The organism is Methylobacterium planeticum, assembly GCF_008806345.1.
Taxonomy (GTDB): domain Bacteria; phylum Pseudomonadota; class Alphaproteobacteria; order Rhizobiales; family Beijerinckiaceae; genus Methylobacterium; species Methylobacterium planeticum.
Window position 1 is genome coordinate 41,239 of the sequence record NZ_VZZJ01000027.1, and the last position, 19,341, is coordinate 60,579.

Below are 19,341 nucleotides of genomic sequence, written 5' to 3' on the forward strand. Positions count from 1 at the left end.
TCAGGGAATATGGCGGTGTTCACTGGATTTGTTCCGGAAAACCGCGGGTCCGCTCATGATTTGTTCAAGGGGCGACGAGCCGGGAACGGGCGGATTTTCCCTCGCGTCTTCCCTGCCGCGGCGGCACCAGCAGCGCCCCGGGATCGGCCGGCTGCAGGGTCATACCGTTGTCGTCGAGGGCGACGGGCAGCTTCGGAAACACCTCGGCGAGGTGGGCCACGTCGGCCTTGAAGGCCTGCCGGAAGCTGCGGATGCTGCCGTTCTCGGCCCCGAACTGCCCGTGGAGGTTGTCCCAGGTCAGGCGTAGCGGGCGCTGCAGGGCCCGCAGGCGGTAGCCGATCCAGAACAGCAGGTCGAGCTTGCGGGCCGAGCCCGAGAAGGCCCGGGCGGCCCGGATGTCGACCGGCAGGGCGTGGCGGATCAGGTTGTCGTAGAAATCCTGGTGGAACTGCACCGTCTTCGACCAGACCAGGCCCTCGGCGCCGTTGCCGCGCCAGAGATCGAGGCTGCGGAAGGGCGGCACGTTGAGGGTGCTGGCCTTCGCATCCCCGTCCCAGAGGCCGATCTGCATGGTGCAGGCGGCGAGGCGGTTCAACTGCTCCTTGAATTGCCGGATGGTGCCGCGCTCGCCCCCCGTGACCGCGAAGCCCATCTCGCGCATGAAGCCCGAGAGGCTGTCGGCGACCGCGATGGTGGGACTGCGCTGCCGCACGGCCTCGGTGCAGAGGTGCAGGAGGACGAGGCGCGCCTTGGGGCCGTAGGGCAGGCCCTGCGCCTCCATCTCGCCCGTCAGCGGGCTCTTGAGGCGGCCCGCCAGGATGCTGAGGGTGTTGCGCCCGTACTCGCGGAAGAACTCGCGGGCGCCGCCCGGATCCCGGTAGGGCAGGCCGCACAGGGCCAGCACCGAGTGGATGTGCTGCAGGTTCTCGGGCGCCGTCGGCTCGTTCTCGATGACCTCGCGGATCGCGTCCCGGCGGCGCTGGTCGCGGCCCATCCCGGCGCGGCGGTCGGCGACGGCGCCCTTGGCCGCGCGCTCGGCGTCGCGCTCGCGCTGGCGGTGCAGGATGTGCTCGACGATGGCGCCGAACAGGAAGCCGCCGCGCGCCGCCTCGACCTCCGCCAGGAGGTCGGCGTCGCGGATGCCGGCCAGTCTGTCCTCGATCCCCATGCCGCGATCCCCAAGCCCCGATCCCTGATGCCCCGGCCCCCCGGCGGCGCGCCCCCGGGTCCGGAACGCCGCGCGCTCCCGCAACCGCCGGTGGTCGATCCGCCGACCGATCCTCATCGCACGATTCGCCCCCCCGGAGTCTCGGCCCCCGCGCCCCGGGGCCGGGCTTATCCCGGCAATCCCCGCTTCTCCGGGGCCTGCGCGGGGGGACTCCCCGGGCGGGGCCGGGGCTTCAGGCGGATCCCGCCGCCGCGCAGACTTGCATACGCCCCGGTTTCCCGGTTTCCGGCCTGCGCAGAGTTCCATACGCCCCCGGCCCGGCGGTTATCCCCGCTCTGCACCGCACCGGGCCGCGCCATCGCGCCGAATCCCATGCGGTCCCGCGCCGAATCCCATACGCCCCCCCGCCAAACCCGCGCAGAGTTCGATACGGGCTCACGCAGAGTTGCATGCCGACCCACGCAGAGTCGGATCCGCGAACACCCGTCATCCCCTTCGCCGAGCAGGGATTTTCGGCTCCCCCTATAACTTGCAGAACTGACTCTCTGAGAATCCTGTCTGATATCTTTCCTACGGGCGGAGCAGCGTGTTCGGTATGGAGAACCAGCCGGCAACCCTGCTCCTGTCCAATTGGAATACAGGGAATATGCGCGAGTTCTCCCCAGCCCCACCCCCAAAACCCACCGTGCCAACCCGAATCCGATCGGGTTAAGTGCGCACCGATCAGCCCCCGCGGCACCCCTGCTCACGAGGACCCGACATGGTCTCACCGCCGTCCGACCCTCCGATCGAGACACTCCTGCGGCTGATGGCACAGCTGCGCGATCCGGACAGCGGCTGCGCCTGGGACGTCGCCCAGACCTTCGCGAGCATCGTTCCCTACACGCTGGAGGAAGCCTACGAGGTCGCCGACGCCATCGAGCGGGGCGACATGGCCGATCTCAAGGACGAGCTCGGCGATCTGCTGCTCCAGGTTGTCTTCCACGCCCGCATGGCGGAGGAGACGGGCGCGTTCGGGTTCGACGCCGTGGCGCGAACGATCTCCGAGAAGCTGATCCGCCGGCATCCCCACGTCTTCGACGCGAGCGGGCGCCCCCTCGACGACGCGAAGCGTCCCCGTGACCCGGCGGAGATCAAGGCGCTGTGGGAGACGATCAAGCGGAACGAGCGAAGCGCGCGCGCGGCGCAACGCGGGGAGGGGCCGGTCGAGCCCCTCGCCGGGATCGCACAGGCCCTCCCCGCGCTGTCACGGGCAGAGAAGGTCTCCCGAAAGGCCGCGTCCTACGGGTTCGACTGGCCCAACGCGCGCGAGGTCATCGCCAAGGTTCGTGAGGAGACCGACGAGGTGGCGGAGGCCCTCCAGGGGGACGACCCGACGGCTGTCGCGGAGGAGATCGGGGACCTGCTCTTCTCAGTGGCGAATCTCGCGCGCCACGCCGGAGTCGATCCGGAAATCGCCCTGCGCCGGGGCACCGCCAAGTTCGAGCGCCGGTTCTCCGCCATGGCCGACCGGCTTCGGGCCGACGGGGGCGATCTCGCAGGGAGCGGGCTCGCCGACATGGAAGCGGCCTGGGCCGCCGTGAAGCGCGACGAGCGGGCGACGTAGGGCGCGGATCTCGGTTCAGGTCTTGCGAGCCGGCAGGCCGTCGGTCTTCGGCGGGCGCCGGCCCTTCGGTGCCAAGCGGTCGAGGGTCGCCGCGATCGCCCGCTCGACATCCTCCTGCGCGGGCGGATGTTCCGAGGGATTGGCCCGTCCTGACTGTTTCGTTCGGCTCGTGTCGCTGCGCTTCGGCATGTCGTGGGTCGTACCAGACTTCGATCAATCTTGCGATGCCGGCGGCTTTACGACGGTTAATGCGGACTTGCGGGGAGCTGCGTCACGCATGTCCGGTCGATCATAGGGAGAAGCAGGAGCGTGCTCTTCCGCTCGTGCTGCCGATGCCTTGGGACGAGCGGCGAAGCACTTCCGCGATCAGTGGTTGCGTGATTTTATACTCGTACAAGCTGCAGTAATGTTTGCGGGCGAGCGCCCGGCACGTTCACGCCCTCTTTCCGAAGGGCCAGTCCAGGAGGCCGGAGGCGTAGAGCGCCGCCCAGACCAGCACCGGCTGAAGGGCGAGGCGCGGTCCGTGATACCACCAGGAATCCGGCAGGCCCTCCACGTGGATGCCCTCCAGCGCCTGCTTGAGGTTGGCCGGGAAGACGCAGACCGCGTAGAGCGCCAGCCCGAGACCGGCCGCCCCGCGCAGGCGCGGCAGCGTGAGCGCGGCGGCGCCCGCGATCTCGCACAGGCCCGTGCCGAGGATGACGAGGCGAGGTTCCGGCACCCAGCCCGGCATGATCGGCATCAGCCGCTCGGGCGCCGCGAGGTGGACCGCGCCGATGCCGCCGTAGAGGAGCACGAGGGCTCCGCGCAGCCAGGTTCGGGTCCCCTGCCCCGTCATGGGACGGCCTCGGGCGCGACGCCGCATTCCGCCCTCACGCGCGCGGACAGCGCGCGCGTGAGGCGCGCCACGGCCGGGTGCGCGGCGCTGGCGAGGGCCGTGGCGCCGATGCCCTGGACGGGCGCGACGAACCGCAGGGAGTTCGTGAGGAGGACGGCGTCGGCGCCGAGGAGGGTGTCGAGCGGGAGGGAGCGTTCCTCGGGCGCGAGGGCGCAGGCGGGGGCGAGGCGCAGGATCTCGGCGCGGACGATCCCGTCGAGCACGCCGTCGGAGAGCGGCGGCGTGACGAGGCGCTCGCCCAGGACCGCGAACAGGTTGCCGGTCCCGCCGCAGGCGACGTCGCCCCGCGTGTTGCGAAACAGCGCCTCGTCGAAGCCGTGCTCCGCCGCCTCCCGGGCGGCCAGCACCGCGTCGAGGTAGCCGAGCGTCTTCAGGCGCGCCGTCGGCGCCGTGTCGTTGCGGCGGATCCCCGTCGGCCAGAGGCGTAAGGGGGCGCCCGCGAGGCCGGGGGTCAGCGGGCTCGCGCTGGCGAAGAGGGTCGGGCGCGGCTCGGCCGGGGGCCTCAGGCCCCGGGGGCCCGAGCCCCGGGTCACCGTGGTGCGGATCGATCCGCGCGGGACCTGTCCGGCGAGCGCCCGCATCGCCTCCTCGATCCGCGCGGGCTCGACCGCGAAGCCGAGGCTCGCGGCGGCCGCCACGAGGCGGTCCCGGTGCGCGGCCGCGAAGGCGACCCGTCCGTTCAGGATGAGCGCGGTGTCGAAGACCCCGTCGCCGAGGAGGAGCCCGCGGTCGCCGAGATCGAAGGGGACGCGGGCCTCCGGGCCCAGCCGTCCGTCAGACCACAGCATCGCAGCGCGCCTCGGCGGGTCTGCGCCGCTCCGCCTCCCGCCACCCGCGGGCGAGGTCGAGGAAGTTGCCGAACAGGGCGTGCCCGTTCTCGGTCAGGACCGATTCCGGGTGGAACTGGATGCCGTAGGTCGGGTGCGCCCGGTGGGAGAGGGCCATCACCTCGCCCTCGGCCGAGACCGCGTCGACGGAGAGCTGGCGCTCCATCCCGGGCTGGGGGGTGACGATGAGGGAGTGGTAGCGCCCGACCTGCATCGGGGCGGGCAGGCCGGAGAACAGGGCCCGGCCCTCGTGGGTCACGGGGGTCGCCTGCCCGTGCAGGGGGCGCAAGGCCCGCTCGACCTTGCCCCCGAAGGCCGCGCCGATCGCCTGGTGGCCGAGGCAGACCCCGAGGATCGGCACCGCCCCGGACAGCGCCCGGATCGCCGGCAGGGAGATCCCGGCCTCGGCCGGCGTGCAGGGGCCGGGCGAGATCACCATCGCCTCCGGGTCGAGGGCCCGGATGCCGGCGACGTCGAGGGCGTCGTTGCGCACCACCCGCACCGTCTGGCCGAGCTCCTCCAGGTAGCGGACGACGTTGAAGACGAAGGAATCGTAGTTGTCGATGACGAGGATCATCGCGCCGCCTCTCGCGGGGCTGCGTCTCGCGGAGCCGCCTCGAAGGCCGCGAAGACGCGGGCGGCCTTGGTCAGGGTCTCCTCGTATTCGGGGCCGGGCTCGGACAGGAGCGTCACCCCCCCGCCCGCCTGCAGCACCGCCGTGGTCGCGTTCATGAACACGGTCCGGATCGCGATCGCGGTGTCGAGCGCCCCGTCGAAGCCGATGCGCCCGATGGCGCCGCAATAGAGTTCGCGCGCGTCGCCCTCGATCTCCGTGATGATGTCCATGGCCCTGAGCTTCGGCGCGCCCGTGATCGAGCCGCCCGGGAAGGTCGCGGCGATGAGGTCGAGGGCGTCCCTCCCCGCCCGCAGGGTGCCGGTGACCACCGAGACGAGATGGTGGACCGAGGCGTAGGATTCCAGGCCGCAGAGCACCGGCACCGCGACGCTGTGCGGCTCGCAGATCCGGGAGAGGTCGTTGCGCAGCAGGTCGACGATCATGATGTTCTCGGCCCGCTCCTTCGCGTTGGCCCGGAGCGCCGCGCCGAGCGCCCGGTCGGCCTCCGGGTCGCCCACCCGGCGCACCGTGCCCTTGATCGGCCGGGTCTCGACATGGCGGCCCTCGAGCTTGAGGAAGCGCTCGGGCGAGCTCGAGGCCACCGTCAGGCCCTCGAAGGCGAGGTAGGCCCCGAAGGTGGCGGGGTTGGTCTCCCGCAGGCGGTGATAGAGCGCGAAGGGGTCGAAGCCCGGGGGCAGGTCGGCGGTGAAGCGCTGGGCGATGTTGGCCTGATAGATGTCGCCGGCCCGGATGTAGTCGCGCACCCGCTGGACGGCCGCCTCGTAGGCGGGCCGGTCGAAGTTCGAGCGCCAGGCGAGGGGCTGCGGCGGGGCGGGGCGGCCCGGCTCGGCCGGCGCCGCCAGGAGGGCCGCGAAGGCGTCGAGGCGCGCCTCGGCCCGGGCCCGGCGGGCGTCGGGCCCGGTCTCCGGGAAGCCCGTGGCGACGAGCCGGCAGGTGCCGGCCTCGTGGTCGATCGTCAGCACCGTGTCGTAGAGGTTGAAGGCGATGTCGTCGGTCAGGCCGGCGCGCCGGGGCGGTGCGGCGACGCGCTCCAGGGACTGGCCGAGATCGTAGGCGAAGTACCCGATGGCGCCCCCCGGGAACGGAGTCCCGGCCTCCGGCGCCAGCCGGTAGGGGGCGAGGCAGGCGCGCAGCGCCGCGATCGGTCCCCCGGGGACCGGGCGCCCGTCGAGGCTCGCCTGCCCGGCGCGGTAGCGGAAGCGGCCGAAGGGGTCGGCCGCCACCGTCGAGCTGCGCCCGAGCGTGTCGTGCTGCATCGCGCTGTCGAGGAAGGCGAGGCCAGGCAGGCGGGCCAGGCGCTCCGCCGCCGCGATGGCATCGAGGTACGGGATCTCACGGGTCCACATGGTCGTCCGGACTTCGCTTCGCCTCGTGGGTGCCGCGCCAGGCACGTGTCTCGCCCGCCAGAGGCCTTCGCCCGCCAGGGGCCTTGTTCCTCCCGGGCCGGCCGCGGCCGCTCCCGTCCGCCACGCCTCGCACAGGCGGCCGCCCGGGGAAAGCCGGCACGGCGCCGCCGGGCGCGCACGGGGGCTGAGCGCGGTGCATCGCTGGCGGCCCGCCGGTCCTCGCGGGCCGGGCCCCCGCCCCGGCCCGACCTCGACGCCTCGCCCTGATGTGGTGCCTCCGGGCCGGCCCTCAAAGCCCTGATCCGGAACGGCAAAGCTTGGCCCCAGCTCCGCGCCCGCGTCACGCCGCCCCTGCCCCGGCGAGGCTCGCCTCGCCGCCGCAATCCCGGTATAGGGCCGGGAGCATCCCGAGATCCTCCTGATCGTCACGGCCGGCGCGGCGCGCCCGACCCTGCGGCGATCGTGCCGCACGAGCCGCCATGACCCTGTCCCCCTCGTCCCTGTCCCCCTCGACCCCCTCGACCCCCTCGCCCGGCCCGAAGGCCGGCGCCCCGCGCATCTCCTTCGTGTCCCTCGGCTGCCCCAAGGCGCTCGTCGATTCCGAGCGCATCCTCACGCATCTGCGCGCCGAGGGCTACGAGCTGGCGCGGCGCCACGACGGGGCGGACGTCGTCATCGTCAACACCTGCGGCTTCCTCGATTCGGCCAAGGCCGAGTCCCTCTCGGCCATCGGCGAGGCCATGGCGGAGAACGGCCGGGTCATCGTCACGGGCTGCATGGGGGCGCAGCCGGAGGAGATCCGCGAGAAGTACCCGAACCTCCTCGCCGTCACCGGGCCCCAGGCCTACGAATCGGTGGTGGCGGCGGTGCACGAGGCGGTGCCCCCGGCCCACGACCCCTTCCTCGACCTGCTCCCGCCGCAGGGCGTGAAGCTGACGCCGCGGCACTACGCCTATCTGAAGATCTCGGAGGGCTGCAACAACCGCTGCACCTTCTGCATCATCCCCTCGCTCCGGGGCGACCTCGTCAGCCGCCCGGCCGCGGAGGTGCTGCGCGAGGCCGAGAAGCTCGTGAAGGCCGGGGTCAAGGAGCTCCTCGTCGTCTCGCAGGACACCAGCGCCTACGGCGTCGACACCCGCTACGCCCCGAGCACCTGGCAGGACCGGGAGGTGCGGGCCCGCTTCTACGACCTCGCCCGTGAGCTCGGCACCCTCGGGGCCTGGGTCCGCCTGCACTACGTCTACCCCTACCCCCATGTCGACGAGGTCATCCCCCTGATGGCCGAGGGCAAGATCCTGCCCTATCTCGACATGCCGCTGCAGCACGCGAGCCCGAGCGTGCTCCGGCGGATGCGGCGCCCCGGCAACCAGGAGAAGCAGCTGGAGCGCATCCGGCGCTGGCGCGAGACCTGCCCGGACCTCGCCATCCGGTCGACCTTCATCGTGGGGTTCCCGGGCGAGACCGAGGCCGAGTTCGAGGAGCTGCTCGCCTGGATCCGCGAAGCCCGGCTCGAGCGGGTCGGCTGCTTCACCTACGAGCCGGTGCGGGGCGCCCCCGCCAACGACATCGCGGGCGCGGTGCCCCCCGAGGTGCAGGCCGAGCGCAAGCGCCGCTTCATGGAGGCGCAGCAGGCGGTGTCGGCCCGCCTCCAGAAGGCCCGGGTCGGCAAGCGCATCCCCGTCATCATCGACACGGTCGGCCAGGGCGTGGCCAAGGGCCGCTCCAAGTACGACGCCCCCGAGATCGACGGCGCCGTCCACGTCGCCTTCCGCCGCCCCGTGCGCGCCGGCGACATCGTCACGGTCAAGATCGAGGCCGCGGACGCCTACGACCTGCACGGCACCGCGGTGTGAGCCTGCATCCGCGCGGGCCCTCGCCCGCGTCACCGGCCCGGGATCCCGGGATCCCCTGATCCCGGGCCGGTGATCGCCGGGCTCGCGATCCGCCGGACGCCCGCCGCCGCCATCCGGCTCCAGGCCCGCGACACCGCACCGTCCCGGTCGATGCCCCGCACCGCGTCCTCGACCACGAGGGTGTCGAAGCCGGCCTCGCGGGCATCGAGGGCGCTCCAGAGCACGCAGAAATCCGTGGCGAGGCCGCACAGGAACAGCCGCGTCAGCCCCCGCTCCCGCAGGTAGCCGGACAGGCCCGTGCGGGTGCGGCGGTCGGCCTCCAGGAAGGCCGAGTAGCTGTCCACCAGGGGCGCGTGGCCCTTGCGGATCACGAGGCCCGCCCGGGTCGCGTCGAGGCCGGGGGCGAGCTCGGCCCCCGCCGTGCCCTGCACGCAATGCTCCGGCCACAGCACCTGCGGGCCGTAGGCCAGCGCCACCGTGTCGAAGGGCGCCCGGCCCGGATGGCTCTCCGCGAAGGAGGCGTGGCCCGGCGTGTGCCAGTCCTGCGTCACCACCACGTGCGGGAACAGGCCGATCAGCCGGTTGATCGGCCCGATCACGGCATCGCCCCCCGGCACGGCGAGGCGCCCGCCCGGCAGGAAGTCGTTCTGCACGTCGATGACGAGGAGGACGTCGCCGGGTTCGAGCCTCATGCCTGCCTGCCTTCCGCCTTCCGCCGCCGCCGCCGCCCGGTGGGGGCACGGCGCCCCGGCCCGTCCGTCCCGGGATCCGTCCGGCCCGGGATCCGCTGGTCCCCTGATCCCGGGTTCCCGCGCTCACGGGAGACAAGGAGACAAGGAGACAAGGAGACAGGGATCAGGGGAGCATCACGGTCGAGCCGGTGGTCTGGCGCCCGGCGAGGTCGCGGTGCACCTGCTGCGCCTCGGCGAGCCTGTGCTGGGCGTGGACCGGGACCTTCACCGCCCCGCTCGCCACCACCCCGAACAGGTTCTCGGCCATCCGGTCGAGGACCGGGCGCTGGCTCGCATGGGTGAACAGCGTCGGGCGGGTGGCGTAGAGGGAGCCCTTCTGGGCCAGGATGCCGATGTCGAAGGCCGCGACCGGGCCCGACGACGAGCCGAAGCTCACGAAGGTGCCGAGCGGCGACAGGCAGTCGAGGGAGGCCGGGAAGGTGGCCTGGCCGACGCCGTCGTAGACCACCGGCACGCCCTTGCCGTCGGTGATCGCGCGCACCCGCTCGGCGAAGTCCTCGTCCCGGTAGAGGATGACGTGATCGCAGCCATGCGCCTTGGCGAGCTCCGCCTTCTCGGGCGAGCCCACGGTGCCGATCACCGTGGCGCCGAGGTGCTTGGCCCATTGGCAGGCGATGAGGCCGACGCCGCCGGCGGCGGCGTGGAACAGGATGGTGTCGCCGGCCTTCACCGGGTAGGTCCGGTGCAGCAGGTACTCGGCGGTGAGCCCCTTCAGCATCATGGCGGCGGCGGTGTCGAAGCCGATGCCCTCCGGCACCCGCACGGCGGCCCCCACGGCGACCAGGGGCTCCTCCGCGTAGGTGCCCTCGGCCGAGCCGTAGGCGACCCGGTCGCCGACCCGGAATCCCGTGACCCCGGGGCCGACCGCCGTGACCTCGCCCGCGCCCTCCTTGCCGGGGGTGAAGGGCAGCTGCGCCGCCTTGTAGGCGCCGGTGCGGAAGTAGATGTCGATGAAGTTCACCCCGATCGCGTGCTGGCGCACCCGGATCTGGCCGGGCCCCGGCTCGGCCAGGGGCACCTCCTCGTAGCGCATCACCTCGGGGCCGCCGTACTCGTGAACCCGGATCGCCTTGGGCATCGTGAACTCCTCGACTGGGCGGCGCGGGGCTTGGGACGGCCCCGGGCCGGCGGGGGTGAGATAAGGGCGGGCCGGGCCGGGGCAATGCCGGGGCGTCGCGCTGCCCGCGCCAATCGCAGCGCCCCGGAGCGACGCCCCGGAGCGGAGGGCGGCGCCCCCCCTCTCCCGGACGGGAGAGGGGGGGCGCCGCCCGCGCTGGGTCTGATCGCCGCCGGTCAGCGCCGGGGCGGATCCGACCGGCTTCGGCCCCAAACGGCTTCGGCCCCGCGCGCCGTTCGGCGCCGGAGGCAGGGCCCGCTCGGATCGCCAAGGGGACGCGGGACGCCGCGAGACCACTTGAGCGCTTAAGGAGTTTGGCCGGTCTCCCGGCGTCCCGCGGCGAACCCCAGGGGGCCGCCGCCTTCCTCGCGTCGCGGTGCTTTTCGACCAGTCGCGACCTGCGCCATCGATTCCCGGGTTCGAAACGACCCCGGCAAGATCAGAGCGAGGCTCCGCCGCACGCCGCCTCGTGATGGGCGCCGCCGCAGTCTCTGTCGCTACCCCCCAGACCAGGGTCGGGACCGCCGGGCATTTCCTCCCGTGGCCCCGCCGCAGGCCGAGCAGGCGTCGCGTCGCGCTCGTCGCCCGGGGCGGTGATGGCCGAGACCACCGACGCGGGCACCGCCCGTCCACCCCGGCCCGCCCGGTCGGCCCCGGGCAGGCCCCCTTCGGATCGGGTGGCCGGTGCCGGATAGGAAGCACGGATTAGGATTATTGTCAAGAACTTTCGGCGAACATCGGGAGGTCCCCGTCCGGCGGCCGGGACCGGGCGGGATGTCCCCGTCCGATGACGACTTTGTGTGCACGAGGTCGCGCCGGAATGCGACTTTCTCAACGATTTTGCGTCAAGGTGACGGGGCCCGCTTCTCTGAGGACCGGGACGTCTGTGCGCGCCGGCCCGGCACCCCCCTCGGCTCGGGTCGGCGCGCGCGGATTGTTCGCGGATTGTTCGCGGATTGTTCGCGGATCGCGCATGGATCCGCGCATGGATCCGCGCATGGATCCGCGCATGGATCGCGTGCGCGCCCGGGACCGAACGTCGCCGGGCCGAGACAGCGGCGCCGCATCGTCCTAGATCAGGCGAGGCCCGGGACCGCCCGCAGCGCCGCCAGGATCGAAGCCGGTGACCCCCTTGCCCGAGACCATGCCGCCCGAACCCGTGGCATCCGCGCCGCCCGCCCCGGCCGCCCGCCCCGGGCCCCGGTTCGAGGTCGCGGTGGTGGGGGCCGGCGCGGCCGGGCTCGCCGCCGCCCTGGCCCTGGCGCGCGAGGGCGTCGCCACGGCGCTGATCGGGCGGCACGCCCCCGTGGCGGACGGGCGCACGGTGGCGCTCCTCGACGGCTCGGTGCGCTTCCTCGACGCCCTCGGGGCCTGGCCGGCGCTGCGCCCGCACGCGGCGCCCCTGGCCGAGCTCCACATCATCGACGACACCGGCAGCCTGTTCCGGCCGCCCCCGGCCCGGTTCCGGGCCGGCGAGATCGGCCTCGACGCCTTCGGGTGGAACCTCGAGAGCGCCCGCCTCGTGACGGGCCTGCGCGACCGGGCCCGCGCCGCGCCGGGCCTGACCCTGTTCGAGAGCGACGCGGCGGGCTGCCTCCGGGGCGAGGCCGCCGCCGACCTGACCCTGGAGGACGGCCGCGCCGTCTCGGCCCGGCTCGTGGTCGGGGCCGATGGCGGGCGCTCGCCCCTGCGGGCGGCCTCGGGCCTCAAGGTGCGGGACTGGTCCTACCCCCAGGCCGCCCTCACCACGCTGCTGGCCCACGCGCTGCCGCACCGGGACGTCTCGACCGAGTTCCACACCCGCCAGGGGCCCTTCACCCTGGTGCCGCTGCCCGGCGGCCACCGCTCCAGCCTGGTCTGGGTCGCCGCCGAGGGCACGGCCCGGCACCTCTCCGGCCTGCCCGATGCCGGGCTCGCGGCCGCCATCGAGGACCAGGCCCAGCGCCTGCTCGGCGCCCTGCGGATCGACGGCCCCCGCGGCCTCGTGCCGATGCGCGGCCTCGCGGTGGAGAGCCCGGTGGCGCACCGCCTCGTGCTGATCGGCGAGGCCGCCCACGTCTTCCCGCCGATCGGCGCGCAGGGGCTGAATCTCGGCCTGCGCGACGCCGCGGCGCTCCGCGACGCCGTGCTGGCGGCGCTGCGCGACCGCCGCGACCCGGGGGGCCGGGCCGCCCTCGACGGGCTCGGCCGCCGCCGCCGCCGCGACGCGGGCCTGCGCACCGGGGCGGTCGACGCCCTCAACCGCAGCCTGCTGACCGAATTGCTGCCGGTGGACGCCCTGCGGGGCCTCGGGCTCCTCGCCATGACGACGATCGGCCCCCTGCGCCGCCTCGTGATGCGCGAGGGCGTGCTGCCGCGCCTCGGCGCCCCGGAGCTGATGCGGGCGAAGGGGGCGAAGGGGGCGCGGCGGCGGATCTAGGGGTCCGGCGCGGCGCCTCAGCGCCCGGCCATCTCCCGGGTCGCCGGCTGCGCCCGGGGCGCGGCCCCGGCCCGGGGCGTGGCCCCGGCGCGGGGGGCGGCTTCGGCACGCGGTGCCGACGGGGCGTCGGCGATCGCCCCCGTCGCCAGGGCCGCGTCGGCGCCCGCGCCGGACTGGCCCGCCAGGGTGCCCTCCGGCGTCAGCCCCGCGAAGGCCGTGCCGTCGCGGCCGAGGCGCTCGCCGTGGGCGAACAGCGCCTGCATGTACTTCTGGTCGAAGGGCGTCGCGGTGGTCTGGCCGAAGCGCCCGTCGATCTCGGCCACCTGCAGGTCGAGGCCGGTGCGCCGGGCGAAGCCGCCGGCGAGGGCGAGGCTCGCCTTGGTCTGCGCCTTGATGGCCGCCGAGAGGGCCCGCCCGAGCACGCTGAGCGTGGTGCGGGTCGCCATCTGGAAGTCGGGGCTGAGCTTGTTGTTGATCACGAGGTAGATCGTGCTGGCCGGGATCCGCACGCGGGCCTCGCCGGTGAGGGCCGGGCTCGGCGCGAGGTAGAACTGCCCCGTGGTGCCCCCGTCCGCGTGCATCTCCTGGAACGCCTTGCCGCCGGGGCTCACCGCGTCGACCATCACGGGGGGGAATACGCCGGGCACCGCCGAGGAGGCCAGCACGATGGCGCGGAACAGCGCGAGCGCCTTGGGGCCGCCGACGGTCGCGATCGCCCCCATGTCCCAGAGCACCGGGCGCTCGGCATCGACCTCGGTGGTCGCCACCAGGAGGCGCCGGCCCTTGGCGTGCTCGGCCGCCACCGCCTTGAGGAGGGCGGGCGACACCGCCCGGTCGATCCGGCGCTTCAGGGGCCAGGTGTCGGTGAGCGCCTCGCTGGTGCCGCCGAACTCGAACACGTCGGCTGCCGAGATGGTGGTGTAGGCGTCCTTCAGGACGGCGTCCTCGCGGGTGCCCACGAAGGCGAAGGGGGCGATCAGCGCCCCCGTGCTGACCCCCGTGATCACGCCGAATTCGGGCCGGGTGCCGGCCTCGCTCCAGCCGCTGAGGAGGCCCGCCGCGAAGGCGCCGTTCTCGCCGCCCCCCGAGAGGACGAGCCAGGGCTGCGCGGCCGCGGCGGCGCCGTCGATCAGGGCCTGGAAGGCCTGGGCGTCGTCCCCCGCGATGCGCAGCGCGCCGCGCAGGCCCTCGGGCCGGGCGGCGCTCCATTCGCCCGCCGTGAAGGCGACGCGCCCGCCGGGACCGGTGCTCGAATGCGCGCCGGAGGGGGGGGCCGGCATCGCGCCGGCGCTCGGGCCCGACGCCGCCGCGGATCTGGCGCGGTCGGGGCCCGCGACGCTCGCCTGCGGCGTGCCGGCGGCGAGCGTCAGCACGGCAGCGCACAGGAGGATGTGCGGCTTGGTCAGTCCGGACATGGCCTTGGTCCCTGGTCGAGTTACCCGCCTTCGTTGGAAAAAACTCAAGCTCTCCGGCCCAGTTCCAGCCGCGGGACCTTGACCGTGCGGTCCCGGGTGGGCGGCGTGCGGCGGCGCACGCGGGGCCGGCGGGCGCGCCCCGGCCGATCGAGGCTTTGCGTCGGGGGCGGCCTTGCACTAGGCGAGAGCCTCGCGGCCCGTCGACGGCCGCCAAGATTCGACCCGGACAAGAAGACCAGACCCGGACGAGACCCCGATCCCCGAGGAGCCCGAGACGCCGATGAAACTGCCGCGCCGCTTCTTCCAGCCCCTCGCCACCGGCGCGCCGGCCCCGTTCCGGGACCTGCCGGTGCAGCTCGAGCGCATGATCCACTTCGTGCCGCCCCACAACGACAAGGTCCGGGCGCGCGTGCCGGAGCTCGCCAGGACCGTCGACGTGGTGCTGGGCAACCTCGAGGACGCGGTGCCGGCCGACCAGAAGGAGGCGGCCCGCAAGGGCTTCGTCGCCATGGCCCGCGACACCGATTTCGCGGCCTCGGGCACCGGCCTCTGGACCCGCATCAACGCCCTCAACTCGCCCTGGATTCTCGACGACCTGTTCGAGATCGTCGCCGAGGTCGGCGACAAGCTCGACGTCGTGATGGTGCCCAAGGTCGAGGGCCCCTGGGACATCCACTACATCGACCAGCTGCTGGCCCAGCTCGAGGCGCGCCACGGGGTCGCGAAGCCGATCCTCGTCCACGCGATCCTGGAGACCGCCGAGGGCGTGGCCAACGTCGACGCCATCGCGTGCGCCTCGCCGCGCATGCACGGGATGAGCCTCGGCCCGGCCGACCTCGCGGCCTCGCGCGGCATGAAGACCACCCGGGTCGGCGGCGGCCACCCGGATTACCGGGTGCTCTCCGACCCGGCCGGCGACGCCCCGCGGGCGGCCGCCCAGCAGGACCTCTGGCACTACACCATCGGGCGGATGGTCGATGCCTGCATGGCGAGCGGCATCAAGGCCTTCTACGGCCCCTTCGGCGACTTCTCGGATTCGGACGCCTGCGAGGCCCAGTTCCGCAACGCCTTCCTGATGGGCTGCGCCGGGGCCTGGACCCTGCATCCGAGCCAGGTCGCGATCGCCAAGCGGGTCTTCGCCCCGGACCCGGCCGAGGTCGCCTTCGCGGTGCGCATCGTCGAGGCCATGCCGGACGGCACCGGGGCGGTGATGCTCGACGGCAAGATGCAGGACGACGCCACCTGGAAGCAGGCCAAGGTCATCGTCGATCTCGCCAGGCTCGTGGCCCAGAAGGACCCCGACCTCGCCAAGGCCTACAACCTCTGAATGATCGACAACCTCTGAGATCTGCGACCTCCGAGATCTGAATTCATCCGGGATGGGCCCCGCCCTAGCCTGTCGCCCGAAGCGTATCCGATCGAGCCCCGCGCCGCGTCGAGCGATGACAAGGCGCGGGCGCGGGCCTATCTAGACGATCATGACCGACCAGAGGATGAAAACCGCGAGATTCGGGCTCGGCGCCGTGGTGCGCCATCGGATCTACCCGTTCCGGGGCATCGTGTTCGACGTGGACCCGGTCTTCGACAACACCGAGGAATGGTGGCTCGCGATCCCCGAGGAGATGCGGCCCCGCAAGGACCAGCCCTTCTACCACCTGCTCGCCGAGAACGCCGAGAGCGAGTACGTCGCCTACGTCTCCGAGCAGAACCTCGTGCCCGACACCTCCGGCGAGGCGCTGCGCCATGCCGGCATCGCCGAGGTCTTCGTGCAGGACGCGAGCGGCACCTACCGGGTCCGCGACCGCCACGCGAACTGAGATCCGGGCCCTTCGCGCCTCGGGCCCTCCGCGACTCGGGCCCTCCGCGCCTGAGGCGCGCGGGCCTTCAGGCCACGAACAGGCCATGAACAGGCCGCGAACGCAGAGGGCCGGGCATCGATGGCCCGGCCCTCGCCGCTTCGGTTCCGGACTCGGCCGATCAGGGCTTCGGGGCGGCCGTCGCGGCCGCGCCGCCCTTCTCGGATTCGAGCTTCTTGCGCATGTCCTCGCTGCGCTTCTCGAGCTCGGCCTGGAGCTTCTTCTGCTGCTCCTCGAGCACCTTCGGGTCCATGGCCGGGCCGTCGAAGGCCTTGCCGAAGCCGACCAGCGGCACCGCGAAGGTGACCTCGCGCTGGGTCTGGTTCTGGACCGAGACGTTGAGGGTGGTGCCCTTCTTCATCGCCGCGACGATGTCGGCCCCGAGGCCGCCGGCCTCGGCGAAGCAGCCGTTCGGGAAGCAGACGGCGAACTTGCCGGTGGTGGGCTGCTGGCCGTCGACGGTGAAGCGGATGCCGGGCTGCAGCAGCAGGCCGAGGGGCAGCAGGTAGCGCACCACGCGCACCTCCTGCTTGGTCTGCGGGTTCTTCATCTCGTAGACGGCGACCGCCAGGACCGGCTGGCCCTGGTCGGAGACGAAGTCGCGGGTGGTGTAGCAGATGTCGGTGCCCGAGCCGCCGTCCTTGCCGCAGACCTTGGTCCAGTCGGCCTGGCTCGGCTCGGACTTGACGTTGATGGTCTGCGGGCCGGTCTGCTGGGGCTGTTGCGCGGCGGGGGTCGTCGGCGCGGGCGCCGCGGGGGCGGGCGCGGCCGGGGCGGCGGGCTTGGCCTTCTGCTGGGCCAGGGCCGGCCCGGCCAGCAGGCTGCCGGCGAGGGCCAGGCTGCCGGCGAAGGCCAGGCTGCCTGCGAGGGTGCGGAGCGCGGCGGAGCGCGGCGGGTGCGCCTGACGGTTGGCGAAGAACATCGGCTTCTGACCCCTTGGAAGTCTCGGGAATACGAAAAACGTGACGCGGCTCGAGACGCGCACTGCCGCCGTGGCAGGACCGTCGGCCGGCTCATGCGGAGGCTTCGACTCTCGCCCCGCACGCGCCCTGCCCAGCGCGGCGCCTCTCGACTCCGCTCGAACGACCGGGCGGCCTGCTTTCCCCCCGAATGAGGCGAAGACATGACACCGCTGCGGTTCAGGCTCCTGAGCGAGCCACGCCCTGACGCAAGATCGCGCCCGGCGCAAGCCCGGAGATGGCGCGGAGCGCGCATCCGCCCGCGCGGGACCGGCCGGCGCGGCGGCGGCCCGCTGGCGGCTTCGTGACCGGGCGGGCCCGGTAAAACCCGGGGCGGCGCCCCGTCCGGGCCCGGGGGTTAGGGGGCGGTTAACCTTAAGGTCCCATCACCGGAGGGCATCGGGGGAGACGGGTGCCAGTGTCGGCCCAGGCTTCGTACAGACCTACCATCGACGTCCCGGGAGCCTCGTGCGCCTCCGCATGGCCCCCCGATGCTGTCTCGCCCGGCGCCCCGGAGCCCGGGCCGGAGGAGACGCTCCCGGACGTGCCCCTGCGGCGCACGGGGCTCTGCGCCCTCCTGGCCGCCACCGCCCTGCGCCACCCCGCCCGCATCGCCCTGGTCGACGCCGCCGACAAGGCCGCCTGGAGCGGGCGCGCGCCGATGACCTGGACCTACGGGGCCGCGGCCGAGTTCGTGGCCCGCCTCGGGCGCGGTCTGCGCGCCTGGCGCCTGCCCCCCGGCAGCCGCATCGGCCTCGCCCTGCCCGGCAGCACCGAGGCCCTCGTCGCCCACCTGGCCGTCGAGGCGGCCGGCCACGTCCCCTGCCTGCTGCCGCAGGCCTGGGACGAGGAGCAGCTCCTGGCCGGCATCCAGGCGGCGGGGATCAGCGCCGTCCTGACCCAGGCCCGGCTCGGGCCGGGCCGCCCGGCCGAGCGCCTGTGTCGCGTCGCCGCGCGCTATTTCGGCCTGCGCTACCTCGCAGCCTTCGGCCCCGACGTGCCGGACGGGGTGATCAGCCTCGACGAGATGGCCCTCGACCGGCGCTCCGCCCCGGTCACCGGCGATACCGGCGGCGGCCTCGTCAGCTTCGAGGCCGGCGACCCGGCCCGCCCGGTCCACCGCCCCGGCGACGCCCTGCTGGCGGCGGCGGCCATCCACCTCATCGCGGCCCGGGTCGGGCCCGGGGAGCGCGTCCTCAGCCTGGTGCCGCCGAGGGACCTGCGCGGCCTCGTCACCGGCCTCGGGGCGGCCCTGATCTCGGGGGCGAGCCTCGAGACCCTGCCGGTCTTCGACGGGCCGGCCTTCGCGGCGGCCCTGCGGCGGCCGGTGCCGACCCACCTCGTGGTCCCGGGCTTCCTGGAGGCGGCGCTCCTCGGCCGGCCCCTGCCCGAGATCCTGCGCACCGTCAGCTTCACCCACCGGGCGCCGCTGCGCCTCACCGGCCGGACCCTGCGCCCCGCCCCGGGCCGGGGCCTCGCGGTGATCGACGTCCTCGCCCTCGACGAGGACGTGGTCCTGTCCTGCGCCCGCGGCGCCGGGGACCTCGCCCTCACCCTGGCGGAGCCCGGCCGGCTCGCCCTGCCCCCGGGCCTCCTCGCCCTCCGGCACGAGCCGGACGGGCGCCTCGCCTACCGGGGGCAGGCCTGCAAGGCCGCCCCCCTGCGGCGCGGGGCCGCCCTGCCGGCGGGCGCCGACTGGCGGCCCGCCCGCTACCGGCCGAGCTTGTTTGCCGGAACCGCGACCGGGCTCACCGAGGCGTGAGGGCTCCCCGGGCTTTTTGCGCGACGCGGTAAAAATTTACGCATCTGCGTACGAAGGCGTCCGATGGTCGCGGCGGCCGGTCATCCCGGTCCGGGGTCCGGTTCTCGAACCTACGGTTAATATCGTTATATAACAGTTATTTAGACATGTATCCTCAGGGAACATGTGAGGCGGCACGAGCCGCCCCGGCCCGCCGGTTCATCCCACGGTCAGGCGCGATCCCCACCTTCGCATCCGCAATCTCGCCGGCGAACCAACGGCGCCGCCGCGGGTTATGGTCAGGGTCCCTTCACAGGGGACGCGCGATGGGATAACGCTCAAGCTCATGGGTGCGCTGCAACAAGTTCTTGTTGTCGACGATGGCCACCGGGCCGTCGATCATTCCCTCGCGGCGGAGCTTGCCGAGCTCGGCTACGCGAGCGTCACGGCGTCGCTCGAAGCGGCCGAGGACGTCCTCGCGGTGATCGCCCGCCCCGCCGCCATCCTGCTCCAGACCTCCAGCCGCGGCGGCTCCGCCTTCGCCCGCCGCGCGGCCGCGCTCCGCGCCCAGATGCGCGATGCCGGCATCCCGGTGATCCTCGTGGACGAGGCCACCGGCCGGCGCGCCGGGGCCCCGGTCGACCTGAAGAGCCGGATCGGCCCCTACGTGCTGAACGAGCCCGACCTCTAGGGCCTCGCGCGAGGATCCGGCCGCAAGGGCCTGATCCGGCCCGCCGATCCCTCCCT

Annotated in this window: 17 protein-coding genes; 7 read left to right on the top strand and 10 right to left on the bottom strand. The window is 73.7% G+C overall.

What is annotated here, in order from left to right:
• Positions 1–64 precede the first annotated feature (64 nt).
• A complete protein-coding gene (locus F6X51_RS22455) occupies positions 65–1,168 on the bottom strand; it encodes a replication protein RepA (protein ID WP_150965911.1) in 1,104 nt (367 codons plus the stop codon).
• 760 nt (positions 1,169–1,928) lie between these two features.
• On the opposite strand from F6X51_RS22455, the gene mazG reads away from it, so the two are divergent.
• Complete coding sequence (mazG, locus tag F6X51_RS22460; RefSeq protein WP_150965912.1) at positions 1,929–2,774, top strand: nucleoside triphosphate pyrophosphohydrolase; 846 nt, start codon at positions 1,929–1,931, stop codon at positions 2,772–2,774.
• Positions 2,775–2,789: 15 nt separating this feature from the next.
• Here mazG and F6X51_RS28125 read toward each other — a convergent pair whose 3' ends face one another.
• The 5 genes from F6X51_RS28125 to pabB form a co-directional block, all read right to left on the bottom strand.
• Positions 2,790–2,963, bottom strand: a complete 174-nt coding sequence (locus tag F6X51_RS28125; protein WP_191970215.1) for a hypothetical protein — start codon at positions 2,961–2,963, stop codon at positions 2,790–2,792.
• Positions 2,964–3,207: 244 nt separating this feature from the next.
• Positions 3,208–3,612, bottom strand: coding sequence for a DoxX family protein (locus F6X51_RS22465; protein WP_150965913.1), 405 nt, complete (start codon positions 3,610–3,612; stop codon positions 3,208–3,210).
• Entirely contained in the window at positions 3,609–4,460 is an 852-nt protein-coding gene (locus tag F6X51_RS22470; protein ID WP_150965914.1) for an aminotransferase class IV, read from the bottom strand. The genes F6X51_RS22465 and F6X51_RS22470 overlap by 4 nt, the downstream gene beginning before the upstream one ends.
• Positions 4,447–5,076 carry an anthranilate synthase component II gene (locus F6X51_RS22475; RefSeq protein ID WP_150965915.1) on the bottom strand — a complete coding sequence of 210 codons (630 nt, stop codon included), beginning with the start codon at positions 5,074–5,076 and terminating at the stop codon, positions 4,447–4,449. Before F6X51_RS22475 ends, F6X51_RS22470 begins: the two co-directional genes overlap by 14 nt.
• Entirely contained in the window at positions 5,073–6,482 is a 1,410-nt protein-coding gene (gene pabB, locus F6X51_RS22480) for an aminodeoxychorismate synthase component I (protein WP_150965916.1), read from the bottom strand. Before pabB ends, F6X51_RS22475 begins: the two co-directional genes overlap by 4 nt.
• Positions 6,483–6,961: 479 nt before the next feature.
• On the opposite strand from pabB, the gene rimO reads away from it, so the two are divergent.
• Positions 6,962–8,335, top strand: a complete 1,374-nt coding sequence (gene rimO, locus F6X51_RS22485; protein WP_246696956.1) for a 30S ribosomal protein S12 methylthiotransferase RimO — start codon at positions 6,962–6,964, stop codon at positions 8,333–8,335.
• A gap of 29 nt (positions 8,336–8,364) precedes the next feature.
• On the opposite strand, the gene pncA is transcribed toward rimO, so the two are convergent.
• Complete coding sequence (gene pncA, locus F6X51_RS22490) at positions 8,365–9,027, bottom strand: bifunctional nicotinamidase/pyrazinamidase (protein WP_150965917.1); 663 nt, start codon at positions 9,025–9,027, stop codon at positions 8,365–8,367.
• A gap of 163 nt (positions 9,028–9,190) precedes the next feature.
• The gene (locus F6X51_RS22495; RefSeq protein WP_150965918.1) at positions 9,191–10,165 is read right to left on the bottom strand and encodes a quinone oxidoreductase family protein; all 975 of its coding nucleotides are present in this window, start codon (positions 10,163–10,165) and stop codon (positions 9,191–9,193) included.
• 1,183 nt (positions 10,166–11,348) lie between these two features.
• On the opposite strand from F6X51_RS22495, the gene F6X51_RS22500 reads away from it, so the two are divergent.
• On the top strand, positions 11,349–12,623 hold the full coding sequence (locus F6X51_RS22500) for an FAD-dependent monooxygenase (RefSeq protein WP_150965934.1): 1,275 nt from the start codon (positions 11,349–11,351) through the stop codon (positions 12,621–12,623).
• 17 nt (positions 12,624–12,640) lie between these two features.
• Here the strand turns inward: F6X51_RS22500 and F6X51_RS22505 are convergent, their stop codons facing one another.
• The gene (locus F6X51_RS22505; protein ID WP_150965919.1) at positions 12,641–14,038 is read right to left on the bottom strand and encodes a patatin-like phospholipase family protein; all 1,398 of its coding nucleotides are present in this window, start codon (positions 14,036–14,038) and stop codon (positions 12,641–12,643) included.
• Between the two features lie 280 nt (positions 14,039–14,318).
• Here F6X51_RS22505 and F6X51_RS22510 point away from each other — a divergent pair, with 280 nt between their 5' ends.
• Both F6X51_RS22510 and hspQ read left to right on the top strand, forming a co-directional pair.
• Positions 14,319–15,365, top strand: coding sequence for an HpcH/HpaI aldolase/citrate lyase family protein (locus F6X51_RS22510; RefSeq protein WP_150965920.1), 1,047 nt, complete (start codon positions 14,319–14,321; stop codon positions 15,363–15,365).
• Between the two features lie 151 nt (positions 15,366–15,516).
• A complete protein-coding gene (gene hspQ, locus F6X51_RS22515; RefSeq protein ID WP_150965921.1) occupies positions 15,517–15,855 on the top strand; it encodes a heat shock protein HspQ in 339 nt (112 codons plus the stop codon).
• Between the two features lie 160 nt (positions 15,856–16,015).
• On the opposite strand, the gene F6X51_RS22520 is transcribed toward hspQ, so the two are convergent.
• Complete coding sequence (locus F6X51_RS22520) at positions 16,016–16,816, bottom strand: invasion associated locus B family protein (protein ID WP_150965922.1); 801 nt, start codon at positions 16,814–16,816, stop codon at positions 16,016–16,018.
• Positions 16,817–17,397: 581 nt separating this feature from the next.
• On the opposite strand from F6X51_RS22520, the gene F6X51_RS22525 reads away from it, so the two are divergent.
• A complete protein-coding gene (locus F6X51_RS22525; protein WP_246696957.1) occupies positions 17,398–18,615 on the top strand; it encodes an AMP-binding protein in 1,218 nt (405 codons plus the stop codon).
• A gap of 325 nt (positions 18,616–18,940) precedes the next feature.
• A complete protein-coding gene (locus tag F6X51_RS22530) occupies positions 18,941–19,285 on the top strand; it encodes a hypothetical protein (protein ID WP_150965923.1) in 345 nt (114 codons plus the stop codon).
• The last annotated feature ends 56 nt before the right edge of the window (positions 19,286–19,341 follow it).